Annotated in this window: 15 protein-coding genes and 1 pseudogene; 1 reads left to right on the forward strand and 15 read right to left on the reverse strand. The window is 40.4% G+C overall.

Annotated elements, in window-relative coordinates; genetic code table 11:
• Nucleotides 1–73 precede the first annotated feature (73 nt).
• The 4 genes and pseudogenes from AC58QT_RS11395 to AC58QT_RS11410 all read right to left on the reverse strand — a co-directional run bounded on the left by AC58QT_RS11395 (nt 74) and on the right by AC58QT_RS11410 (nt 2476).
• Nucleotides 74–751, reverse strand: a complete 678-nt coding sequence (locus tag AC58QT_RS11395; protein ID WP_497409081.1) for an ABC transporter ATP-binding protein — start codon at nt 749–751, stop codon at nt 74–76.
• Nucleotides 752–828: 77 nt separating this feature from the next.
• Nucleotides 829–1341: pseudogene (gene sigK, locus AC58QT_RS11400) on the reverse strand (RNA polymerase sporulation sigma factor SigK); the annotation flags it as partial.
• Nucleotides 1238–1651 carry a hypothetical protein gene (locus tag AC58QT_RS11405; RefSeq protein WP_497409082.1) on the reverse strand — a complete coding sequence of 138 codons (414 nt, stop codon included), beginning with the start codon at nt 1649–1651 and terminating at the stop codon, nt 1238–1240. The gene AC58QT_RS11405 and the pseudogene sigK (AC58QT_RS11400), both read right to left, overlap by 104 nt.
• Before the next feature lie 552 nt (nt 1652–2203).
• Nucleotides 2204–2476 (reverse strand): hypothetical protein, encoded by a 273-nt coding sequence (locus tag AC58QT_RS11410; RefSeq protein ID WP_497409083.1) that lies wholly within the window; start codon nt 2474–2476, stop codon nt 2204–2206.
• Nucleotides 2477–2861: 385 nt separating this feature from the next.
• Here AC58QT_RS11410 and AC58QT_RS11415 point away from each other — a divergent pair, with 385 nt between their 5' ends.
• Nucleotides 2862–3350 (forward strand): MarR family winged helix-turn-helix transcriptional regulator, encoded by a 489-nt coding sequence (locus AC58QT_RS11415; protein WP_310226351.1) that lies wholly within the window; start codon nt 2862–2864, stop codon nt 3348–3350.
• Between the two features lie 136 nt (nt 3351–3486).
• Here the strand turns inward: AC58QT_RS11415 and AC58QT_RS11420 are convergent, their stop codons facing one another.
• The 11 genes from AC58QT_RS11420 to AC58QT_RS11470 form a co-directional block, all read right to left on the reverse strand.
• Nucleotides 3487–6798, reverse strand: coding sequence for an S-layer homology domain-containing protein (locus AC58QT_RS11420; protein WP_497409084.1), 3312 nt, complete (start codon nt 6796–6798; stop codon nt 3487–3489).
• A 1352-nt stretch (nt 6799–8150) separates the two neighbouring features.
• Nucleotides 8151–8360, reverse strand: a complete 210-nt coding sequence (locus AC58QT_RS11425; protein WP_497409085.1) for a GNAT family N-acetyltransferase — start codon at nt 8358–8360, stop codon at nt 8151–8153.
• A 405-nt stretch (nt 8361–8765) separates the two neighbouring features.
• A complete protein-coding gene (locus tag AC58QT_RS11430; RefSeq protein WP_497409086.1) occupies nt 8766–9437 on the reverse strand; it encodes an ABC transporter ATP-binding protein in 672 nt (223 codons plus the stop codon).
• Between the two features lie 62 nt (nt 9438–9499).
• Nucleotides 9500–10066: an RNA polymerase sporulation sigma factor SigK gene (sigK, locus tag AC58QT_RS11435; protein ID WP_497409087.1), complete on the reverse strand. Its 567-nt coding sequence runs from the start codon at nt 10064–10066 to the stop codon at nt 9500–9502.
• A 39-nt stretch (nt 10067–10105) separates the two neighbouring features.
• Nucleotides 10106–10507, reverse strand: coding sequence for a response regulator (locus AC58QT_RS11440; protein ID WP_497409088.1), 402 nt, complete (start codon nt 10505–10507; stop codon nt 10106–10108).
• Between the two features lie 209 nt (nt 10508–10716).
• On the reverse strand, nt 10717–12264 hold the full coding sequence (locus tag AC58QT_RS11445) for a CBM96 family carbohydrate-binding protein (RefSeq protein WP_497409089.1): 1548 nt from the start codon (nt 12262–12264) through the stop codon (nt 10717–10719).
• A 299-nt stretch (nt 12265–12563) separates the two neighbouring features.
• Nucleotides 12564–13217 carry an SGNH/GDSL hydrolase family protein gene (locus AC58QT_RS11450; RefSeq protein ID WP_497409090.1) on the reverse strand — a complete coding sequence of 218 codons (654 nt, stop codon included), beginning with the start codon at nt 13215–13217 and terminating at the stop codon, nt 12564–12566.
• A gap of 55 nt (nt 13218–13272) precedes the next feature.
• Nucleotides 13273–15633 (reverse strand): beta-galactosidase, encoded by a 2361-nt coding sequence (locus tag AC58QT_RS11455; RefSeq protein WP_497409091.1) that lies wholly within the window; start codon nt 15631–15633, stop codon nt 13273–13275.
• Between the two features lie 47 nt (nt 15634–15680).
• Nucleotides 15681–17894, reverse strand: a complete 2214-nt coding sequence (locus AC58QT_RS11460; protein WP_497409092.1) for a helix-turn-helix domain-containing protein — start codon at nt 17892–17894, stop codon at nt 15681–15683.
• Between the two features lie 244 nt (nt 17895–18138).
• On the reverse strand, nt 18139–19662 hold the full coding sequence (locus AC58QT_RS11465) for a family 43 glycosylhydrolase (RefSeq protein WP_497409093.1): 1524 nt from the start codon (nt 19660–19662) through the stop codon (nt 18139–18141).
• Between the two features lie 460 nt (nt 19663–20122).
• Complete coding sequence (locus tag AC58QT_RS11470; protein ID WP_497409094.1) at nt 20123–21820, reverse strand: S-layer homology domain-containing protein; 1698 nt, start codon at nt 21818–21820, stop codon at nt 20123–20125.
• Nucleotides 21821–21873 lie beyond the last annotated feature (53 nt).

Below are 21873 nucleotides of genomic sequence, written 5' to 3' on the forward strand. Positions count from 1 at the left end.
ACACATCACCTAACAAAATAAATCTATCTTACTTTATTAGGGCTTCACTTCATTCGAGTCCGATACTATTATTCTACTCTTTCTCCAACAACCGCCCATCCCTAAACCTCACAACCCGCTTCGCCTGCTCTGCAACCTGCCGATCATGTGTAATCACAGTAATCGTCCTGCCCTGCTCGTTCAATCTCCTGAAAATATCCATGATCTCTGTGCCAGTCTTTGAATCCAAAGCTCCAGTCGGTTCATCTGCCAGAATAATCGGCGGATCGCCTGCCAACGTTCGCGCAATAGCAACACGTTGCTGCTGTCCGCCGGACAACTCCGAAGGAAAGTGTTTTCTCCGGTCCAGCAAATCCACCGCTTCCAACGCTTCTATAACCAGCGGCTCCCGTTGTTTTCTCGATAATCCCCGATAGATCAACGGCAACTCCACATTTTCATACGCGCTTAGTCTTGGCAGCAAGTTGAAGCTCTGAAAAACAAACCCAATCTTCCGATTCCGAATCTCAGCCAGTTGCGAATCCTTCAAGGAGTGAATCGGCTTCCCATCTAGGACATACAAACCTTCATCTGAAATGTCCAAGCAGCCGATGATATTCATCAATGTGGACTTTCCTGAACCTGATGGCCCCTTAATAGCTACAAACTCACCCTGTGCGATATCCAACGATATGTCATCCAACGCCCGTATCGTTTCTCCACCCATATTGTAAAATTTACTAACATGTTCCATTTGGATTAAGGCTGTCATTGTCTTCGCCTCCATTATTTGATGCCAAATAAATGAAGAATACGATTCACCGACGGGTCGCCCTCACCTTGCCTACTTTACCGCTTCGCCTTATAAAATTCATGATACAGCTTCATGAGCGCCCTTTTTTCTATCCTTGAAACGTAACTCCTCGAAATCCCCAACTCCTTCGCGATCTCCCGCTGCGTCCGTTCTTCGCCACCAAGCTCCAACCCGAACCTTCCAACTACGACTTCTTTCTCACGGTCGTCCAATATCTCTAGATTCCGATAGATTTTACTCTTCTCGATTTTCAACTGAACCGCATCTACCACGTCATCTGCCTCACTGCCGAGGATGTCAATTAGCGTAATTTCATTCCCCTCTTTATCCGTTCCGATAGGATCATGCAAAGATACATCTTTCCGTGTTTTCTTCAATGAGCGCAGATGCATCAGGATCTCATTCTCGATACAACGAGCCGCAAAAGTCGCCAACTTCGTGCCCTTATTCGGCGAGAAAGACTCGATTGCTTTGATTAGTCCGATCGTCCCGATAGAGATCAAATCCTCGAGATCTTCCCCGGTATTGTCGAATTTTTTGAGGATATGGACACAAATCAGGAGTGAAATCGATAGAACTCGTCACTGGGTAGTTGCCACCGCGTAGATTTACGATAATATCGCCCGTCATACTGCCGTTAATCGTTCGTACAACGTCCCTAGCTTTCTGAACCGTTTTAAAAGGTGAAGCGAGAGTTCCCGCATTACTGTCATTGCCGTTAGGCGAGGCATAATATTGAGCTTGTGTCGCTGCAGAAGTCGGTGCCGGAACCGTAATGCATACAGCCAACATAACAATGACGAGAAGCAACGCCTGCAAGGACAACATGCTTTTCCTTGACCAAATATTTAACAACATACACTGTTCCCTCCTCGATTTTGAAATCTGAAACTATTCTCACTACCACTTAATTAAAATTCCAGTTCGAATCGCCCCCTTACTTTCCGGCATCGATAGTTATTATGTAAGCGATATCATTTCTGAATTCATTGTAGTTTTTCACGGTTCTTGCGTACAGAGACAATAATACGAACAGGAGGAATTTTGTAGGAATATTCTGGAATCATGTTTCCCAAAACAATCAAATTAACTAACGCCTAGAATCAAAAAAAGTGAAAGTTTATAAAAGTAAACTTTCACTTTCGAACCTATTTGCTTGATCACCTTTTCCGCATCCCTAGTAACTCAATACACGCTCGCTTCCGCCAATTGCATGCGATACGTGTTGTAATCGTTTGGATTTTGGCGCAGGCTTGTGCCCTCAATTTTCACATAACGCGCTGTTTGTGCCGTAAACGTGAAGGACTGTGCGCCGCTACTACTTGGTTTGGCATACCCAGTCCGGCTAACGACTTGCTCGCACCTAAATCCAACGTGACGGATTCGGTATGATTCGATCCTATACTATTGCTACTCGTCCAGCCATGAGCTGGAAACACTGCTCAAATTGCCGTCCGTCAATCTCGAAATGCCCCAGCTGCTATCCTCAACTGTGCTTGTCGTACTTACTCCCGTGACTACCAATAAACTAGCCTCGGCAAATTGCATACAATATAAATAGCCATCGTTCGGGTTCGCACGCAAGCTTGTTCCTTGTATCTTCACATAGCGATCTGCTTGCGCCGCAAAGGTGAAGCTTTGCACAGCATTCCCTTGTAACGAGTAGCCGGGAACCCATACCACGTGTTCACGCCGTCATTTCGCGGATTCGGCCCTTGACGTTATTCTGTACATTTGTAATCACCCTCACCTCATGGTTATGATCAAAATTTAGATACAATCTTTTTCATTCCAATTTACGCAAAAATGCTCCCGCAGCAAACGTCACTTCACATTGAACTTAATTGCCGGGTTTCTTGGCTTTCGTAACTGCACCGCCTTAAGTCTGGTATCAAGAACCGTCATAGGTCCGTTTTTCTTTCTTCACTCGTACCCTTCCATGAAATGTCATTGAAGTAAATTTAAAAACATAGACATTCAAAAATTATTTTTTTATATATTATTTTGACAAATACAATTCATAATAATATAATCAAAAAAAGCCGTGAAGAAAGGTTGATGATTTTAAATGATTAACAACCAGATGTTAACGGAAACCCTTGGTTTCCTCCAAAACTACTTGCAATTATCGAACTTAGAACGCGAAATTTATACTGAAACTGAAAAAATTCACAACTCACATGGGCTTTCAACTGAAAAATTTCACGCTTTATTTTTCCTTTATGTAGCAGCTAATGAAGGCGAGCCTTTGGGTCCATCCGATATCGGAGTGAAAATCAATGTAACACGAGCTTCAATGACCGGCGTAATTGATGACTTGGAAAAAAGACAACTGTTGGAAAGAACGGGCCACCCTGTTGATCGACGTAAGGTCATTTTAAAACTAACTGAAAAAGGAACACAATTAGTTGAGAATCAAATGCCGTTAATTACGGAGTGGATTTGTAAAGTAAATCAAGCCTTCACACCGGAGGAAAGGAATACGTTTTCATTGTATCTAATGAAGATGCGTCAAACGTTGGACAGTCTTAAAGTCATTAAAAATAATCATTCCTAATCGGATAGCAAACTTGATACAGTCGTTCCCGTATATAACATTTGCATTGGTGGAACAATTTATAATAACAAAAGAAGACCCCAAGGGGTCTTCTTTTGCACTTCTACATCCTTATTAGATTTATCATTAAATCCAATTATTTCACTGTTACTTCAGTTGTAGTTGTTTTACCGCTCGGTGCAACGATTACTACGTCGAATGTTCCTTTGAATCCTGCAGCAAGATGAACTTTATTGCTGGAATCCATCGTCACATCAGCTGCACTGCCAGCAGTAGCATTAACGTGTTGAACAGTAAATGTTAGACCGTATAGCACGTTGTATTTATTAACATCGGATCCGTCAAAAGCAAGTCCGTAAGAGTCAGTAACTACAACATTTGTAAGACCAAGGCTTCCCTTAACACCGTCTTTAATTTCGGCTGGATCAGTTTCACCGAAAGCAACATAGTCAGTAGTTGCAGCATACACAGCTCCGGTACCTGTATTGCTAACCGTCACTTTATTGTTTGCTGTCATCGATGCAACTGTCGGAGCATCTGCGGCTACTGTCACAGTTTGAGTAAGGAATTTCGTTTTTCCTTTGTTGTCGATATAAGTGGCTGTAATTGTAGCAGTACCTGCTTTATTACCAACCATATACCATCTACCCGCACTGCCTGATTTCTCTCCTTTAGTTGTCAACATACGTTTTTCAACTTTTACAACAGCAGGATTTGAACTTGTTACATTTGTAATAAAGTTATTTGGAACAGCCACTACATCGCCAGATGCATTGGTAACTTTAATGTTGATTCTTTTGCTTAACGCAGAGTTTGCAATTGCTCCAACCTTGCCAAATTCATTATCAAGGCCTGAACCAACAAGGACATCACTATCAAGTAAATTAAACAATTTGCTTGCTGTATTTAACGTATAAGTCCAATCTTCACCAGTACTTGAATTAGCAGCAGGCGCTACAGCAATTTGTTGTTCTACATAAGTGATCTCTTGTGCTTTTGTCGGATCTGCTTTGTCAATCTTACGGATACCAATACGCAGATTAGCTTTTTTACCTTCATTGCCTGCGAATGCCGTAACTTTCAATCCTTTATTGAACTCTTTAAATGCTTTGGCATTCGTTTCATCTGCACCAGTAAAGGAGTAGACAGTTTTGTTATCAGCTAGAGGAACGTCCACATCATCAGCTCTTGTTACTTTGAACGCATTAAAGTCTACATTTTTATCTTTGTCAGGCAGATTTTGAACTTGTACATATACATCGTAAGTTACTGAAGTACCTACACTGCTGTTGCCGCTATTTCCGTTTGTATCCAAGTTGTAATCCATAACTTTGCCGTATTGGTCAAGAATTTGGTATTGGAATGTGTAATTGGATGCTACATTTTTAGCTGAATCTGGGGCATCCGGGTTACCATAACCGATCATTTCTTTCGCTGGCTTCGTTACTTCTTTAATGCGATCTGGAATACGAACATCAGCAACTGTCCACGTTTTTGTAGCCGTGCTTGTTGCGTTAGGAGATGCGATAACGAGCGTTAGAGATACGGAACCTTTAGAAGTGCCCGTGATGTTTTTCAAGTGAATGGAACCTCTGTGATCACCGGATTCCATAATTTCACCTTGTCCCGCAATAGATCCGTCCACACCGGATGCTGTAACTTGAATTCTTTCGCGGTTGGAGTCGCTTGTCAAATCATCAGCACTCAATACGTTTCCACTTGCATCATACGCTACGATTGGGATGTACACATCTTTATCGCCTGCAGCGATGACGTCATTAAAGTCGCCAATTTCGATTTTTGTTGCAACGGAAGCTGATTTAATACTAATTTTACCTGTAGCTGTAGCTGCTTGGTTGACGATCGTAAATGTGTAATCAGCACTCTTATCTACGTTGTCAGTCAAAGATAGCTTCAAGCGAGGAATATTGCTGCCGTTATCTTCGTATTCAGCCTTAATAATATCATTGCTTCCTTTTGTACTGGAGCCAATGTATTCGTTCCAAATCAAGTTGATATTTTCTTTTTTGAATTCTGGTGAATCATACGTGATATAACCGCCGTATTGGTCAAAAAGATTAAGATCAAACTTAACTGAGTCACCTTTACCACTGATCGCATTGCTACTATTGGAATATTGTGCTTCACCAAGCTCCAGTTTAGTCAGAATTGGCGCTGTTCCTACTTTATAGTTCTTGGAAGCAGTCACGTGCTGATCATTGTTAACGATGGACAGAGAAACAATCCCCACACCCGCTGTGCTTTCCGTTGTATCCAATGTGATAGCTAAAGTATCATCATCCAATTTGTTGATTTTTGTTAATTTAGCTCCACCTGGATAAACCGTGTAGCTGCCAGAGTTGAAAGAAGCATTTTCGCCATATTGGTTAACGCCTTTTGCTTTAACAACTGTGCTTTGGGAACGTGCAATCGTGTCGTTACCAGACAAAAACTCGATTTTTTTCAATACTTCATTTTCCGCTGTGAAAGTTGCTGTTGTTTTGTCAATATCAGCAGCATCTAATCCAGTTACGTTAACTGTATAGTCACCAGCGCGAAGTTTTTCGTCGGAAAGAACCAATGTAGCAGTTTTCTTGTCATCGGACCATTTTGTTGTTGTTTTAACTTCAGTGCTGCCCTTTTTAAGAGTAAGGATAGCTTTCGCTGTATCAACTGGTTTGTTGAAAGTAACTTCTGTTTTTTGTACGCCAGCTGCTTTAGCGCCAGTTACAGTTAATTTACCAGGTGCAACATATTGAGATTTAGCTTCATATGCACCTGTTAGAAGAAGGTCACGAGTAGCGTTGGATTGACCACCGAATGTACCTTCCGTTTTAGGGAACAATTTCAATTCTAATGCCAATGCTACATAACCTTGAGCCCAACCGGAAACAGTAGTATCAGTACCTGTTTTCCCTTTTGCTTCAGCTTCTTTCCCCAACACACGAACCAAGAAAGTAGCAAGTTGCTCTTTAGTTACTTTACCAGCCGGGTTGTATGTGCCTTCTCCATAACCGTCAGTAACATTAGCTGCTTTCAAAGCTTCGATGTAAGGAAGAGCGTAACCGTTAGCTGCGTCGTCCGCTTTTACATCAGAGAAACTGGAAGTTTTAAGATCTTTGTTTATTTCAAGACCCATGATTAAAGCTGCAACTTTTGCAAATTGCGCACGGTTCATTTCTTCTTTCAGACCGAATGTTGTGTCAGTAACTCCATCGAAGATACCTGCGCTAATCATAGCGTCAAACTTAACTCTTGTAGCCGCGTCAAGATCTTTTAGATCCGTGAAATCCTGGGATGTCTTAGTAGACGTAGCTTGAGTACTAACCGTCGAAGACGTCGCTGGTGCACTAGTCGATCCTCCTGTTGTAGTATCCGCCAAAGCTATTGAAGCGAACATCGAGAAAATCATAGTAGCAGATGTGATTACTTTCAGACTTTTTTTCATTACTTCATTTCTCCTTTCTAATTCGATAATTCGAATTAGACATATTTTTTTTTAGAAACCTTGTTGCGAACATTAAACCTTTAATCCCCATCACCTAACACCCGGATACTAGTCTCAGAAGTGAATATTTCTCTTGAGCCCAATTGACCTAAAACATCGAGTAAAATCTTACACGAGAGAATTCCTCCTTCATTCAAAAATATAGCCGGTAGGTTAGTTATAACAAATAAAGTATTAATGAATATAATAACAAGGTTAACTTTTTACATTTTTATTATATTAATTAATATAGTTTAAGTCAATACTATATAGGCTGTTGCCATTAGTTCCCTTTATAAATACAAATCTTTGCAGTTGAATATTACTTGTAGTGGTGTGGAATTATCTCGTTTAGAAATTCATTCATTTGAATAATTGAGAGGGTTAGAATACTTATTTTTGTTACTTATTAATAATGAAGCTCAATTTGCTCAAGCGTTTGCCAAGACAGTAGATAAAATCTAGGAATAGATAACAATATATTTCCGCTCCCTTTTACCGCTGCATCCAGTTGCTATAAATGTTTTATAAATTACATAAAGTACTGTCCTAATTGTTCTAACTCGATCATGCCAACAAATATGTTTGGTTGTTTCAGCTCACTTTAAATCTATACAATCTAGGTATCCCATCCAGCTGAGTTCACTTTTGTTTCTCCCCCCTTCAATTCATCAATCTTGGTTTCTCCTAAGCAATAAAAAAAATGTGGGATTCGGCTACACCCGGATCCCACTGAAAAAAAGGTTATGAAAAAAAGTTTTCGCATTAATAATATATAATTTAATATTGTATTTGTCAATATAGTTTTATTATAAACTATATCACTTCTATTTTCTTTAATCCAATCTCATCTGGGATCCTCGGTGCTCTTTCATAGTACATATAAAAAAAATGTGGGATTCGGCTACACCCGGATCCCACTGAAAAAAAGGTTATGAAAAAAAGTTTTCGCATTAATAATATATAATATAATATAGTATTTGTAAATATAGTTTTATAATAAACTATATTACTTCTATTTTCTTTATTCCATTCACCATCTGGGTTCCTCGGTGCTCTTTCATAGTACATATAAAAAAATGTGGGATTCGGCTACACCCGGATCCCACTGAAAAAAAGGTTATGAAAAAAAGTTTTTGCATTAATAATATATAATTTAATATAGTATTTGTCAATATAGTTTTACAATAAACTATATTGCTTCTATTTTCTTTATTCCATTCATCATCTGGGTTCCTCTGTGTTCTTTTATTGTACATATTCAAGAACTTGGGATTACCGTAGATTGGATAGATCCAGTACTAACTTTGTCGCTAATTGAATAGATCGTTGATTACCAGTGTTGCTAGTCCTTGTTGTTGATAATCATCTGCAGTTACAATATCCATATCCGCATACCCTCCACCTACAAACATCGAATTGCAAGCACTCGCAAAATGATCATCCCTCATAATACAATAACCGAAACCTTGCTTTATAAAGTGCTCTACCGATTGCCATAGCGATTCATAGGACGAGTCCATTTCACTCTGATATCAACTAACGATTCATTTGCTTCAACTGTTCCTCCAGGAAGGTCATATCTCCCAATGTACGGACCATTTCCTTTATGAATGACTAATAGCTTTTTTTCAATCATGCAAATCCCATAAGCACCTTAATGCCGATGCCATTTTTCATTTTCGTTCAATAAAAACACCCCTCACAGAGATTATACTTCCTCTCTATTATTCCAGAAGATATTCCCAGTAACCTCCCCTTTAGTCTGAAGTATACCTTCCAAAAAATCATTGTTGTAATTATATAATTTTACTTTAGTGATTAACACTAATAATAAAATGTAAAGAGATAGTTAGTTTACTCATCATCATTATTAATTGAATTTTTAAAGCCCTACGACTTTTATCGTAAGGCTGATATTATTCATACTAATGTACCAACCGTCCATCACGAAACATTACAACCCGCTTCGCTTGCTGCGCTATCGCATGATCATGCGTAATTACAATTATCGTCCTACCTTGATCATTCAACCTTGTAAAAATATCCATGATCTCAATACCAGTTTTCGAATCTAGTGCCCCTGTTGGTTCATCCGCCAGAATGATCGGTGGATCTCCTGCCAAGGTGCGTGCAATCGCAACGCGTTGCTGCTGCCCGCCAGATAACTCCGAGGGGAAATGTTTCATCCGGTCGATTTGATCCACTGCATCCAGTGCTTGGAGTACCAACGGCTCACGCTGTTTCTTCGTCATTCCCCGATATATTAATGGCAGCTCCACATTTTCATATGCACTTAGTCTCGGCAGCAAGTTGAAGCTTTGGAATACAAACCCAATCTTCCGATTCCGAATCTCAGCCAATTGCGAACCCTTCAAGGAGTGAATCTGCTTCCCATCTAGGACATACTTGCCTTCATCCGACACATCCAAACAACCGATGATGTTCATCAATGTGGACTTTCCGAATCCCGAAGGCCCCATGATAGCTACAAATTCACCATGCGCAATATCTAACGAAATGTCATCTAACGCACGAATTGTCTCGCCACCCATATAGTAAAATTTACTAACATGCTCAATTTGGATTAAGGCTGTCATTGTCTTCGCCTCCATTATTTGATGCCAAATAAATGAAGAATACGATGCGCCTTCCTAATGTCTTACCGCTTCGCCTTATAAAACTCATGATAAAGCTTCATTAAAGCTCGCTTCTCAATCCGCGACACGTAGGACCTCGAAATCCCCAACTCCTTCGCGATCTCCCGCTGCGTCCGCTCTTCGCCACCGAGTTCGAGCCCGAACCAGCCAACGATGACCTCTTTCTCCCGGTCGTCCAAAATCTCCAAATTCCGATATATCTTCGACTTCTCAATCTTCAACTGCACCGCATCCACCACATCGTCCGCTTCGCTGCCGAGGATGTCGATCAACGTAATTTCATTCCCCTCTTTATCCGTTCCGATCGGGTCATGCAAAGACACATCTTTTCGTGTTTTTTTCAGGGAGCGCAAATGCATAAGGATCTCATTCTCAATACATCGTGCAGCAAAAGTCGCCAGTTTCGTGCCCTTATTCGGCGAAAACGACTCGATCGCTTTGATCAATCCGATAGTCCCAATGGAGATCAAATCTTCCAAATCTTCTCCTGTATTATCGAATTTTTTGAGGTTGTGGACACGAAGCAAAGTAAAAAGCATTATTTGATCTGCAATGCATGTCTTAGACATGATAATTATCGTCTCTGATTTACAATTCAATAGTATTGTTCATATGCCTATCAGCATATCCAAGAATCGTTGCAAGCACATTTCCAATTCGTCAAACTCTACTGGTTTTAATAAATAATCCACCACGCTATACTGCTCCGTATTGCTTGCGTATTCTAAATCTGAATGTACGCCAATTAGTACCACTTTGCATTTCAACTTGTTTTCACTCAATATCTTTACTAGCTCATATCCGTCCATTAACGGCATCTTAATCTCAGTTAACACTAGATCAACCTGATGAGTTTTCAACCATCTTAGAGCATCTATACCATGAATACACTCATGTACAATGATGAATGGGAGACCGATCCTCGCAACGAGATCTCGTATAGAGTCTCTTACCCAACTTTCTTTATCTACAAGTAATATTTTATAAACAGCCCTTCCGCTCCTTTTCATGATGCCGAGACAAGTTCCTGGTTAAATCCTCCCATACTGGTTATGAAAGGGCAGTTGAAACTTGTAAAAACGGCATTTAAAATTCTTTAGACCTAACTGGAATGCTATTTCTGTTCAATAATATTCTTTTAATAAACTGCAAGGTGGTTAAATGCCTCAACGTAACCGCCTTGCAGTTTTATTAATTATCCAATTGCGAACTAATAATATTATCGAAGATTCGATTTAATAGGTAGATTAAGCTCTTGTATACTTTGAACAACGAGCTTCGCCATTTCATTGGCACCATATTCATTAAAGTGTGTGTTGTCGTTTGCCTCAACTGTCATATAAATCTTTTTGGATCCTTCAACACCAAGTGACTCAATAAGCGTCTTACTTTTAGTTGTCAAATCAACAAGCTGTACTCCAGTCGTCGTCGCAACTTCTTTCATTGCCGCAGGTAGATTAACACCAACACTATTAACATGCAGCGCAGTAGTGCTCAAAGTTGTGTTATCACTATTAAACAATCTTCTGACCGGTGGTGTGACTAGAACTGGAATAGCCCCTTTCGCCATTGTCTGGTTAATCATGCTTGTAAGATTGGCTTGATAATCAGCTTTAGATGTAGTTTTATCGTTATGACCGAATTGAATAAATACGTAGTCATTTGCTTTCACTTTATTAATTAATGCCGGGAAAAACAGGCTCCCATTAAGGAAACTACCGGCGTTCTCGCCCGAGTCCGCATAGTTTGCAATAAATGTGCCTTTCTTAAAGTATTGTGGAAACATCTGTCCCCAGCCAGCCCATGGTGCTGTACTTTGGTCACATGTAGTCGAATCACCAGCTAGATAGATCCCTACGGGATTTACAGCAGCCACAACACTTACACTTTTATATTTAGGAGTAGAACCAGAGAATACAAGATCCAACCCCTCCGTCCCAGAGCTGCTAGATGGCTGCCCTTCGGGTGATCTGACATTTACCGTAAAGGTTTGAGTCGAGGTACTTCCTGCAGCTGTCGCAGTTTCCTTTATCATAGTTCTGCGAGCTTCAGCTTGAATTGATGTAGAAGCCGCGGTAGCACTATCACCTAATACAACTGTTACATCATAATTCCCTGGAGCTACATCCAAATGGTATTTTAATGGTGTTGTTACAGTACTTAAAACGAGTGAAGGTTTATTGGCTCCCTCCCTAGAAGTAATCGTATCTGTATAATTGACATCTAAGGTGTCCGTCACAATTGCAAATGTAACAATCTTATCTGTCTGAGACGTTACATAGCTGGTAACGTCGATTTCATAGGTCGCAATCGCTAGGTTTGTTACGGAACCAATATCCGTGATACCGGTTCCCTTCATTCCATATCCAGATGTATTGTTGTTTGGTGCATTGTTCCATGTAATCCCAGTCTCGGTCCATGAATCATTGCTCAGACCGTAAACATGGAGAACATGATCGTTATTCGCCGATAATGTTGTAAACTTCAATTTGGCAGAGTTGAATGTTGTTCCTCCATTAAAATCGAATTTGATGTAACTGATGCGTTTGTTATCAGCGTACGTTAAATCTTTTTTACTAAGCAATTGTGTCGCTGTACCATAGTTTACATTCGCATATGCCCCAGATCGCACATAAGCATCTGCAGTCGCAATAAAGGTTGTATCTGCTGCTCTAACACGCTCAGGTGAAATTGATATCAATAAACTTAATATTGTTACGACTGATAAGAAATTAAACAATACCTTTTGCATAACCCTTTTACTCATAATCTTGCCTCCTCTTTTCACTTTTTAAGCGTTTACAAACACTCCTCTAAATATTAATCCTACTTCTCTCGTTCCCCCTTCCTTCTTGTCACTGACCCCGATATCATTTAAAACATAAATAAATACATTCAACAACAAACCTTTTTCCGTTTATTAACTTTTTTCAGTAAATCCTCCAAAATTCAATTTAGCTGCTGGAATCTCAAAAAAATGAACTACTCTCACCAAATTGTGATTTATTGTTAAAAAGAAATAACGCTAAGCCGTGGCATTGCCATAACCTAGCGTTACAACTTGAATTATTTGTGGCTGTAGCCTATTGCACTCAAAAATGCCTTAGCAAGCACCATATGACCTACTGTAGATGGATGGACACGGTCCCAAGCTAAAGCTGCAGAGTAAATTCCCTTCAATACTGGCTCAAAAGCAGCTTGTGTATCCACAAACAGGCAATCAGTCTCATCAGCAATATACTTCACGATTGCCCCATATTCATCCATTTTCTTTCGCATAGCGTCATCTCGGTTAGGCTCTATGTAAAACGGTGTCATCATTATGACCCCTTTTACCAGTGGCTTAGTCTGCTTTACCAATTCACGCAGTGTATTCTCATATTCATCTTGGTATACATGAGAATCAACAATAGTTGGCTGATCAAATTGCCGCCATACATCATTAATTCCAATCATAATTGCAAGCCAGTCTGGCTTAAGTTGCTCTACATCGGTTCCCCAGCGCCCCTTAAGATCACGAACTGTGTTCCCGTTGATGCCCATATTAACAATTCGAATTCCTCTTTCAGGATAGGAACTTTGAATAAAGGCATCCACCAATGAGACATAGCCTTTACCAACTCCACCACCGAATATCCCTTCACCAATTGGACGCTTCCGTTCACAGTCTGTGATTGAGTCCCCAATTATCACAAGTTTTTCACCTTTTTGCAAGTACATGCCAAGCGATCTCCTTTAACTTTTATCTCAATAAAGATTGCTTGCCATAAAGTCATTACTGATTCCAAACAAGCTCGCGGACAGAAACAGCAGTTATACTCCCAATTTCGGCAATTAGTTCTTTCGCACTCTCGCTCCAGCCTGCCATTGTTGTTTGACTATTTACAACATTTCCTTTACGAATTGGAGAGATGTACAAATACATCCCTTTCTCAATTAGCTTTTCTTGAAACATTTTCAAGCCAATCTCCCAAGAATCACCATTACTAAAATTATCGTTGATTAGCTCTCCATCAATATATGCATGACCAATATCTCCAGCGTAGTTAATCCGCAACAGTACTTCCTTCACCCCTTCGAATACATGAGGTGAAAATGCAAGCACCGCTTTGTCTTCCTTCACTCGATCCAACTCAAAATTCATCTCACGATGCGGTAAGAGGAAACGATATGCTGTATATAGATCCTCTTCTTTGCGCTCAAGCAAATCGCCACCAATAACAGAACTCAAATTATTAATATCAGGGAATATCCGAATGGTTACTTCTCTCTGATCTGTAACTTCCAGCTTTACTTGCTCTTTAGAGACAATTAAATTACCATCCGTAAGTACAACTCTCTCTTGCCCCCAAAGATTTACTTTCCAAAATTTCATTCCTTCTTCATAAGAAAGCGAAACAATTTTTACTTTTTTCCCATTTGAGGATTTTAACGATATTGGTCCAGCTTCACCTGCTGTAGGGCGCACAATCTTTAAACCATTTCGATTAAGCACTATCGCTTCAGCACCCGGATCGATATCTGCTATTGATTCAGCAGATAATGCATATTCCGGCGGCATTCCTTTCGGTGAAACAAAGAAATAATAAACGGTATCCTCCACAGTTATAAAAGTAATCAACTGAGCCATTGCATACTCAAGCCCCACTCCATCCAAATCGAAGCGGTAAGGAAGCATTGCAAAACCATCTTTTTCTAACTTTAAAGCACCTTCGCTTGGAAAACGTATCTCCCCATCTCCAACCAAAACGCTTACACCATCTTCAACATGCAGATCCTGTGTTTGCACATGATCTTGATAATTATTAAGAAAAAGAAGTCCTGTCCCTTCTGAAGCCCGTACTGCATAACGCAGTGTTTCCGTATCCATTGGCTCCATACCAGAGGTGTCTCCCGGCAGAATTGTTTTCGTACGACATAACCAACTAGAATAAGTTTGAAAAAAATAGTGCTGTAGCCTCGTCCTATGATAAGACTCTCTGACTTGACCGAACTCACCTATACAAGCATTGAAATCATATGAAATTTTAGGTGTTGCCAAATCATTCAGATAAAGGTCTCTCTTACCAGTAGGATTGGACCCACCATGATACATATAGTATCCAATAAGATTGCAGCCTTCTGCCACTTTAATCCCGGTCATCGCGGGGACACTAATGTAAGGAAAATTAAAGCGATATCGGTAAAAAGGTGTCATCCCTCCCCCCATCTCACAACAGGCATAAGGATAATCTTCAGGTGTATAGCTCGGCTCAAAGTTATAGCTAACTGGAATAGCGTTATTATGTTTATCTCGGAAAATATACTCAGGTGTCGCTGGATGCTCTTTCATCTCTCCAAACCGATCATGTTCATAATAGATCCATGGCCAGTGGGAGTAACCGCCCCATAACGGGAGCATTTCGTCAGCAGGTGCATTTGCCCCTCCCCAAGCAGTGCATGTGTAAAGCGGAGTTTCTATTCCTACTTCAATCGCCATTTGCTTTAATACTCGCATATGAGCTTCCCCGTCATATCCTTGTGTCATCCACTCGTTACTAATTCCTGTGGTTTGTGCCCACTGAGCCGCAGAGTGTCCATGTTCGTTTTCGATTTGTGTACCGATAATTGGACCACCTTGCTTGAACAACAGACCATTAACTTGTTCGCTAATTTGAGCATAAAGCTTACGAACGTAATTTAAGTAACGCTCATCATTTGACCGCAGATTAAACGGTCTGCCATATAACCAGTCTGGCATGCCTCCGTTGCGGATCTCTCCATGACAGAACGGACCAATACGGATAATTACATAAAGATCATGCTTTCCACAGAGATCTACAAATTTCCGAAGATCCCGTCGCCCGCTCCAATCATATACACCCTCCACTTCCTCATGAACGTTCCAAAAAATATAGGTGCACATCAAGTTAATGCCACCCATTTTCATTTTTAATATTTCATCTTCCCACAATGCCTCGTTATATCGACAGTAATGAAATTCCCCACAGATACCAAAAAAGGGCTCCCCGTTTCGCTCCATATAATAGTTTGTGAAACTAACCGAGTCTCCAGATGGATTCTTACCCGCCAAATAATTTGGCTTAGCGATGATGGCTTTACGAGCCTCCCTGGTGTCAATGCGATAAATAGACATAACTTCTCCTCCTGATTATCCTCGTTGTTTTCAAGATGTCTAAACTCTTACGTAATTCTTGATTCCCGATATTGGCCTGGGGTTAAGCCAACACTTTTTTTGAATATGCGACTAAAAGATATTGAATTTGTATATCCAACGCTAACCGATATGTCTTGAACTGTATCTTGCGTTTCTTCTAGAAGCTTCTTCGCATAATCAATTCGAAGCGAGATCAGTATGTCACTGAAATTCTCTCCAAGCTCTTCCTTAAACAGTTGGCTGAGATACTTGGAATTCACTTGAAAACGATCACTTAGTAAGGTCAGAGATAAGTTTGGATCTGTAAAATTCTCAGCCACATAACTACGAATGTCTTTTAATAAAGCGTGATGTCTGCGATTCTGTGAGTTCTCATTAAGCTGCTCGGCTAGCATCTGCAAAGCATTGCGATACTCTGCTTCAATTTTCTGTAGCGTCTCAATATCGGTCAAACTTTGTAACATCAATATTTTCAAATGATCTCGCCAGTATGAGCTAATATCAGACGACATTCCTACTAACTCTCGTTCTAACTGAAAAACGAAGTATTCTAGTAACCGTTGAATATCTTCACGTTGCAATTGGTGAATTCTGATTTCATCAAACAGTTTTGTGTAATTATTGATCCATCCGTTCTCCGCCATACGAAGTTGAAGCACAATTCCTTGAATTAACTGTAAATAAGCAAACCACTCATCTGTTAATTTTTCTCCGCCTTCAACCGTGTCTATAATTTGATTTGTTCCTAACGTAACTTTGCGGCTAACTGCCTGTCCCGCCTCTTGATAAGATTGGCGAACTAGAGCAACATCATCAATCATGGACCCAATGCCGATCGTTACGGTAAAATCAAGATGCCCCTCAATCCAAGCACGAATCTGTTCTGCCATCTTCAGCATTTGGTGCTCAAAATCCCTTTCCTCTTGTGAAAAAAGGAGCAAAATTAGACGGTTTTTAGATACCCACTCTATTAATCCTTGCTGCTGCATTTGTTCTGAAAACTCTACCGCAACAGAACTAATTACAAATTTAAAAAGAGACTGATCCTTTGAGTTATATCTCAAACAAAATTGGACATAATTATCAATCTCGAGAACAGCAGCAATAAAACGACAGTCGTCCTTTATTGCATATCGTTCTCTTTCCAATTTAAATACTTCCTGATTTTCGGCATATTCACCATTCAATAGGTTTTGTAGAAATTGTTGCTTGCGAATAGTTAAGTGCTCCTCTTGCTTTTCTTGGTATACCATATTATTCGTTATCAATCTTTCAATCGCATGATCGATAAATGCAAACTCATTCTTATCAGAATTTATATCGTTCGACATAATTGTCGTAGAAAAACGATCAATTCTGTGTATGATAGCTTCAATTGGTCTATAGCTCCTACGCGTTACATAGAAAGTTGAGCCAATCGCTAAAACAATCGCTCCTACTACAGCAAAAATCCATACCAAATTGCCGTGAAGTAACACGCTGTACAATCGGGTACCTTTAATTTCAGTTTGGTATGTCCAGCCTGTATAGTCAGAAGTAATCTCACCATGTACGCGAGTTTCCTTGCCCTCAACATGAACGTCAGGAAAAAAAGCTTGTTGCTGCTCATCATAAATTTGAGCATCTGTAATAGTACGATCAATCATACTATTAACAAATGTGTTCACAGCATTCAGATTAACATTAATGACCATATAACCAAGGCTTGCGGTCTCTAAAGGGATTTTTCGACCTAACGAAATTACCCTCAGTTTCGTACTATTATCACTATTCTTCAATCTAGGAGAAGACCAGTTAATAGGATAAGGTTGTTTTAATAACTCGGTAATATATTCCTGATCGGGAAATACATCCACAGAGCGAATCATGCTTTGATCCAACACTAAACGATCTTTCGATCTATACAGATAAATTGAATCAATAAAATTATGGGAAACCATCATATCTCTCAATAAGTTCGAGGCAGCATAATTGAGTAGACGATCAGAAGGCATTTCCAAAAACGCTTGCAAATCACCGTTTGTCTGGATGACTTTACGGACATCTGCGTCAATAGTCTTCAACGTATTATCGATCATATTACTAATATATTCCGTGGTTACTTTATTAGCTTGAACAGCATTACGAACATTAAGTTCATTAAGTACAGCAACGAATATAGAAATCAATATTGAAATCGTCAGAAACAAAATTGGAAGATATGAAAACATCATGCGTTTAATATATGTATTATTCTTCATGTTTGGCTCACCCTGTTTGCAACTTTTTTTACTACTATAACACATCAGGTAGTATGAAAACGCTTCTGCTATTTCCGAATAATTCTCAAGAAGTATCTACACTATACGATCTTGGTAGCGTTGACGCAATAAACTCATTTCTGCTCGATTAACCAATTTCAGAAATGGACTTTAAGGAAGCATTTAAAAAGAAAAACACCTGGTATGCATGTAAAGCAAACCAGATGTTCTTATTATTAACCATTTAGTTCTTAATTAACGACCAATCATCTACATATACCCAATTCCCTGCATTAGCTACTGAGTAAAGTGCGATCCGTGCAGTTCCGTTTGTAACGTTAATATTCGGAATTGTAATCTGCGTCCAGCTGCTAATCGCCGAGTTAACATTATATCTTAGTTCCGAACCACCATAATTACTTACATAAATGTATGCACTCGTCTGGCCACCACTGCTTTTTACCCATGTTTTGAGTGTATACGTGCCATTTGGCAAATTACTAATGTCTTGATAACGGGTTGCGCTATACGCTGCGGATCCCGATTGCTTCGCAGCCCACCGACCTGAGTGTCCACCGAGCACGTTCGCATTAGGATTCGTTGAAGCATTCGTCCATGTTTGCCAACCCGCCAATGCATTTTGGGAAACCCGATCCGCCTCGTAACTTGGATTTAGTACGTAGTTATTTCCGCTACTCGTACTCCAAGTACCTGCAGCTGCATCTAAATTAAATTCACTTAGCGAATTCATGCTTGGCGTTGTGCCATTGAAGGAAAGAGGCATCCATTGATTGTATCCGATTCCATTTCCGGCAAAGTCACTCCAACGATCTCCTCCAAATAAAATAGTTGTCCCTGATGTGCCTTGTACTTTAACGAACAATCCCGTTTGTGTCACATGAGAGAAGTCTTTATCTGTATTCCCCATTACAAACTCGCTTGAATAAGGACCGTAGATGTTCGTAGAAGATATGCAATAAGTCTTCGATGAATTCCATCCATGCAGATCGGAACCACAAACATAGTACACACCGTTATATTTAAACATGGCATTGCCTTCTCTCCCAGCGGAGACATTAAAAATCTGTGTCGCCGGTTCAACGTTCAAATAATCTGATGTACGCAGCGGTGAAATGTAAACGTTTGCACGACCACCCGCATTACTGAATACGAGATAAGCTTTACCATCATCGTCAATAAAGACCGCTTGATCCCCTGTACGATCATTTACGACATTTGTTATTGCCGTTTGTAAACGATCATACGTAAATGTACCTGTCGGCGTGCTACTCGTAGCAAATGCCGTCCCTTTGCCATTAGGTCCTTGATACTGCATAACTAACACATACTTTTGAGTTGTACTGTTATATGCAGCACCGATTCTCCCCACCCAATCCGTATCCCAAGTCGATCCGTCCGAAGTAGCTGTCACAACATTCCCCTCAAACTTCCAGTTCACCAAGTCCGTAGATGAATAGCAAGTTATTGCGTTAAAACTCGCATCGCTGTTAAGCGAAGTCGGATTATTATAGTAGGTAACGGCACCATTGTACTTCACACCGTACCAATAGTATTTGCTGCCAACTTTAAGAACGCCACCGCCTTGCGAATAAATAGGATTACCTGAGGTATCCTTCCAAAAAACGTCATTTGTTAACTTTTGACTAGCTGCGCTAACAGAAGTACCACCGATGAAACATGCCATCATAAAGAGAAGCAGAAAGCTTAAGAAAGATACACGTTGCTGTAGACTCTTTCCTTGGTTCATTTGTTGTTCCCTCCATTAATAATTTATTAATTAAATGAACGTGAATCATTGCTTCCTTTCTTTACATTGCCCTCCTCTCTTTAAAAGATGAGCGCAGCTGCTTGGCATTCTTCGGTGTCGACTCCTAGCACACTTCCAAACTATAGGATTAAGTCACTTATTTTAGCAATAAACATCTTTCTGTTGGATAAATAATTTTCTGAAACGAGTGTTTTGTTGGCCAATTTCAAAAAAGAACGTTTAAAAGACTAGTAAGAGAGTGAATACTTTCGTAAGTGGTTTCTTTTTGCGAAAAGTCTCAGGAGATGACTCCAGCTATCTGTACAATCCGCCAGATGCGCCAGTCGCGCTTCGCATAGCTTTACATTGCGTATTATCGCATTATTATAATTTCCTGTTATATAAAAAAAGAACGTCAGCTACATAGACTGGCGTTCCTTGACTCATTCTCAACTAACTATTAAATTCGTTGGTATATTCTATACAATACAACTGCCGCTTGTGCCCTTGTAGAAGTGCCCTTCGGCTCAAAGAGTCCCTCGGTGACTCCATTCATAATTCCTGCCTGCTGCAGGGCTTTGACGGCTTCTTTGGCGTAATCTGAAGTCAAATTCTGATCCTGAAAACTCGTACTAGCATTACTTCCGTTTAGTGTATCCGTACTAACCATCTTCCAGAAGCGATAGATCAGCACTGCCATATCCTCCCTGGAAATTCGATCATTGACTCCAAAACTGCCATCCAACTTGCCCTGCACGAGACCAGCTTGTTGGGCTGAGGCGATGGCATTGTAGTACCAGGCTTCTGATGAAACGTCTGTAAAGGCAGCTGAAGCATTAGCTGTTTGAAGATCAAAAAGCTGCGTTAACAATTGAATGAATTCCGCTCTTGTCACGTCTCCATTCGGTACAAAGCTTCCTTCGTTTCTTCCTTGGATAACTTGACGGGCTGCTAGCCCTAGCACCGCTTCATTTGCCCATGCGGCTCCATCCATGTCATGGAAGGCAACTGGCGTATAATTCGCCGAATACTTGCTGAAATGCTTCGGTCTAAACTCAACCATGCCTGTTGATGCATTGTAACGACCATTTTTAACGACTTCGAGAGTACCATCATCTGCGATATAGTAAATGACCACCTGATTCGGCTTCTCTCCAGGAGCAAGCGTGTACGGGAGTTCAACTTTAATATCTCCATTAAATTTGGTGATCTTTTGCCCATCAAGACTCAAGCTAAAATCATAAACGGTCTGTGTGCCAGTCGTTTGTCTTATATCCGCCGGAAGAGTCGTTGGTTCGACTTTGGCAACCGTTAATTGAAGCTTTGAATTTGCGCCGACAGCTGGCAGTTTTTCAATTAGTTTGGTATCAATAGAGACATTCGCGAGACCTGTATTCAGGGTAATTGTGTTTACCTTACTTGTTGCAGATCCTGCTTGATTCCACGATCCGACAGGCAATGTAACACTCACTGCCTTCATTCCAGTAGTATTGCCTACTTGAACTAACACAGTTTTATCTAGCGAGGATGCAGCCGCTGAAAGCAAATCTTTCGTGACAATCTCGATGTTGACGACACCATCCTCTGATGTTGTTGCTTCGACCGATACTACACCAGATACAGGCGCCGGGTTTGTTTGAGTTGTGCCTGGATTGATTGGTGGCGGAGTACTTGTGCTCTCACCGGATGTTACTGTCACGTTCGTTGAACTACCTGAGATTCCAGACACAAGCTGACTCTGACTGTTCAGAACAGTTGTAGGCTGAAGGCTAACCACAGCAGCACCTGTTCCAACAGACTGAAAAGTTACTGTGAATAAATTGCGGTCGCCTGTTAGTCCTGCAACAGGTTTCGTTTTTGTATAGACAAGTTCAATCTTATTGCCTCCCACAGAAGGCGCCATCACAAACTCATCTGTTCCGAGTCCGCTTACACCAATATACTTCAGTTTGGCTGGGTCATAGACAAACTCAAATTCTGCGCCGTACAAGTCCATGAGTGATTTACCAGCGACCGTAAACGTTACGTTTTCACCAGTTTTCACACTGACAGTAGAAGGAACCAATTGAAAGTTACTTTCTTGGGCTGCGGCTGAGAATGGAACTAGTGAAATTAGTAATAATGTTGTCATACATAGCAATTGTAAAAATCGTTTCATCTTTATATGCCCCCCATGTTGCGGAGGATGGGAGATGACAACATCTTCTCCCA

The sequence above is a fragment of the Paenibacillus sp. J31R109 genome, from assembly GCF_059692055.1.

Coding starts and splice junctions, on each gene's coding strand:
- AC58QT_RS11395 (WP_497409081.1), bottom strand. CDS start 751: ATGACAGCCTTAATCCAAATGGAACATGTTAGTAAATTTTACAATATG.
- AC58QT_RS11405 (WP_497409082.1), bottom strand. CDS start 1,651: ATGTTGTTAAATATTTGGTCAAGGAAAAGCATGTTGTCCTTGCAGGCG.
- AC58QT_RS11415 (WP_310226351.1), top strand. CDS start 2,862: ATGATTAACAACCAGATGTTAACGGAAACCCTTGGTTTCCTCCAAAAC.
- AC58QT_RS11420 (WP_497409084.1), bottom strand. CDS start 6,798: ATGAAAAAAAGTCTGAAAGTAATCACATCTGCTACTATGATTTTCTCG.
- AC58QT_RS11425 (WP_497409085.1), bottom strand. CDS start 8,360: ATGGACTCGTCCTATGAATCGCTATGGCAATCGGTAGAGCACTTTATA.
- AC58QT_RS11430 (WP_497409086.1), bottom strand. CDS start 9,437: ATGACAGCCTTAATCCAAATTGAGCATGTTAGTAAATTTTACTATATG.
- sigK (WP_497409087.1), bottom strand. CDS start 10,066: ATGTCTAAGACATGCATTGCAGATCAAATAATGCTTTTTACTTTGCTT.
- AC58QT_RS11440 (WP_497409088.1), bottom strand. CDS start 10,507: ATGAAAAGGAGCGGAAGGGCTGTTTATAAAATATTACTTGTAGATAAA.
- AC58QT_RS11445 (WP_497409089.1), bottom strand. CDS start 12,264: ATGAGTAAAAGGGTTATGCAAAAGGTATTGTTTAATTTCTTATCAGTC.
- AC58QT_RS11450 (WP_497409090.1), bottom strand. CDS start 13,217: ATGTACTTGCAAAAAGGTGAAAAACTTGTGATAATTGGGGACTCAATC.
- AC58QT_RS11455 (WP_497409091.1), bottom strand. CDS start 15,633: ATGTCTATTTATCGCATTGACACCAGGGAGGCTCGTAAAGCCATCATC.
- AC58QT_RS11460 (WP_497409092.1), bottom strand. CDS start 17,894: ATGAAGAATAATACATATATTAAACGCATGATGTTTTCATATCTTCCA.
- AC58QT_RS11465 (WP_497409093.1), bottom strand. CDS start 19,662: ATGAACCAAGGAAAGAGTCTACAGCAACGTGTATCTTTCTTAAGCTTT.
- AC58QT_RS11470 (WP_497409094.1), bottom strand. CDS start 21,820: ATGAAACGATTTTTACAATTGCTATGTATGACAACATTATTACTAATT.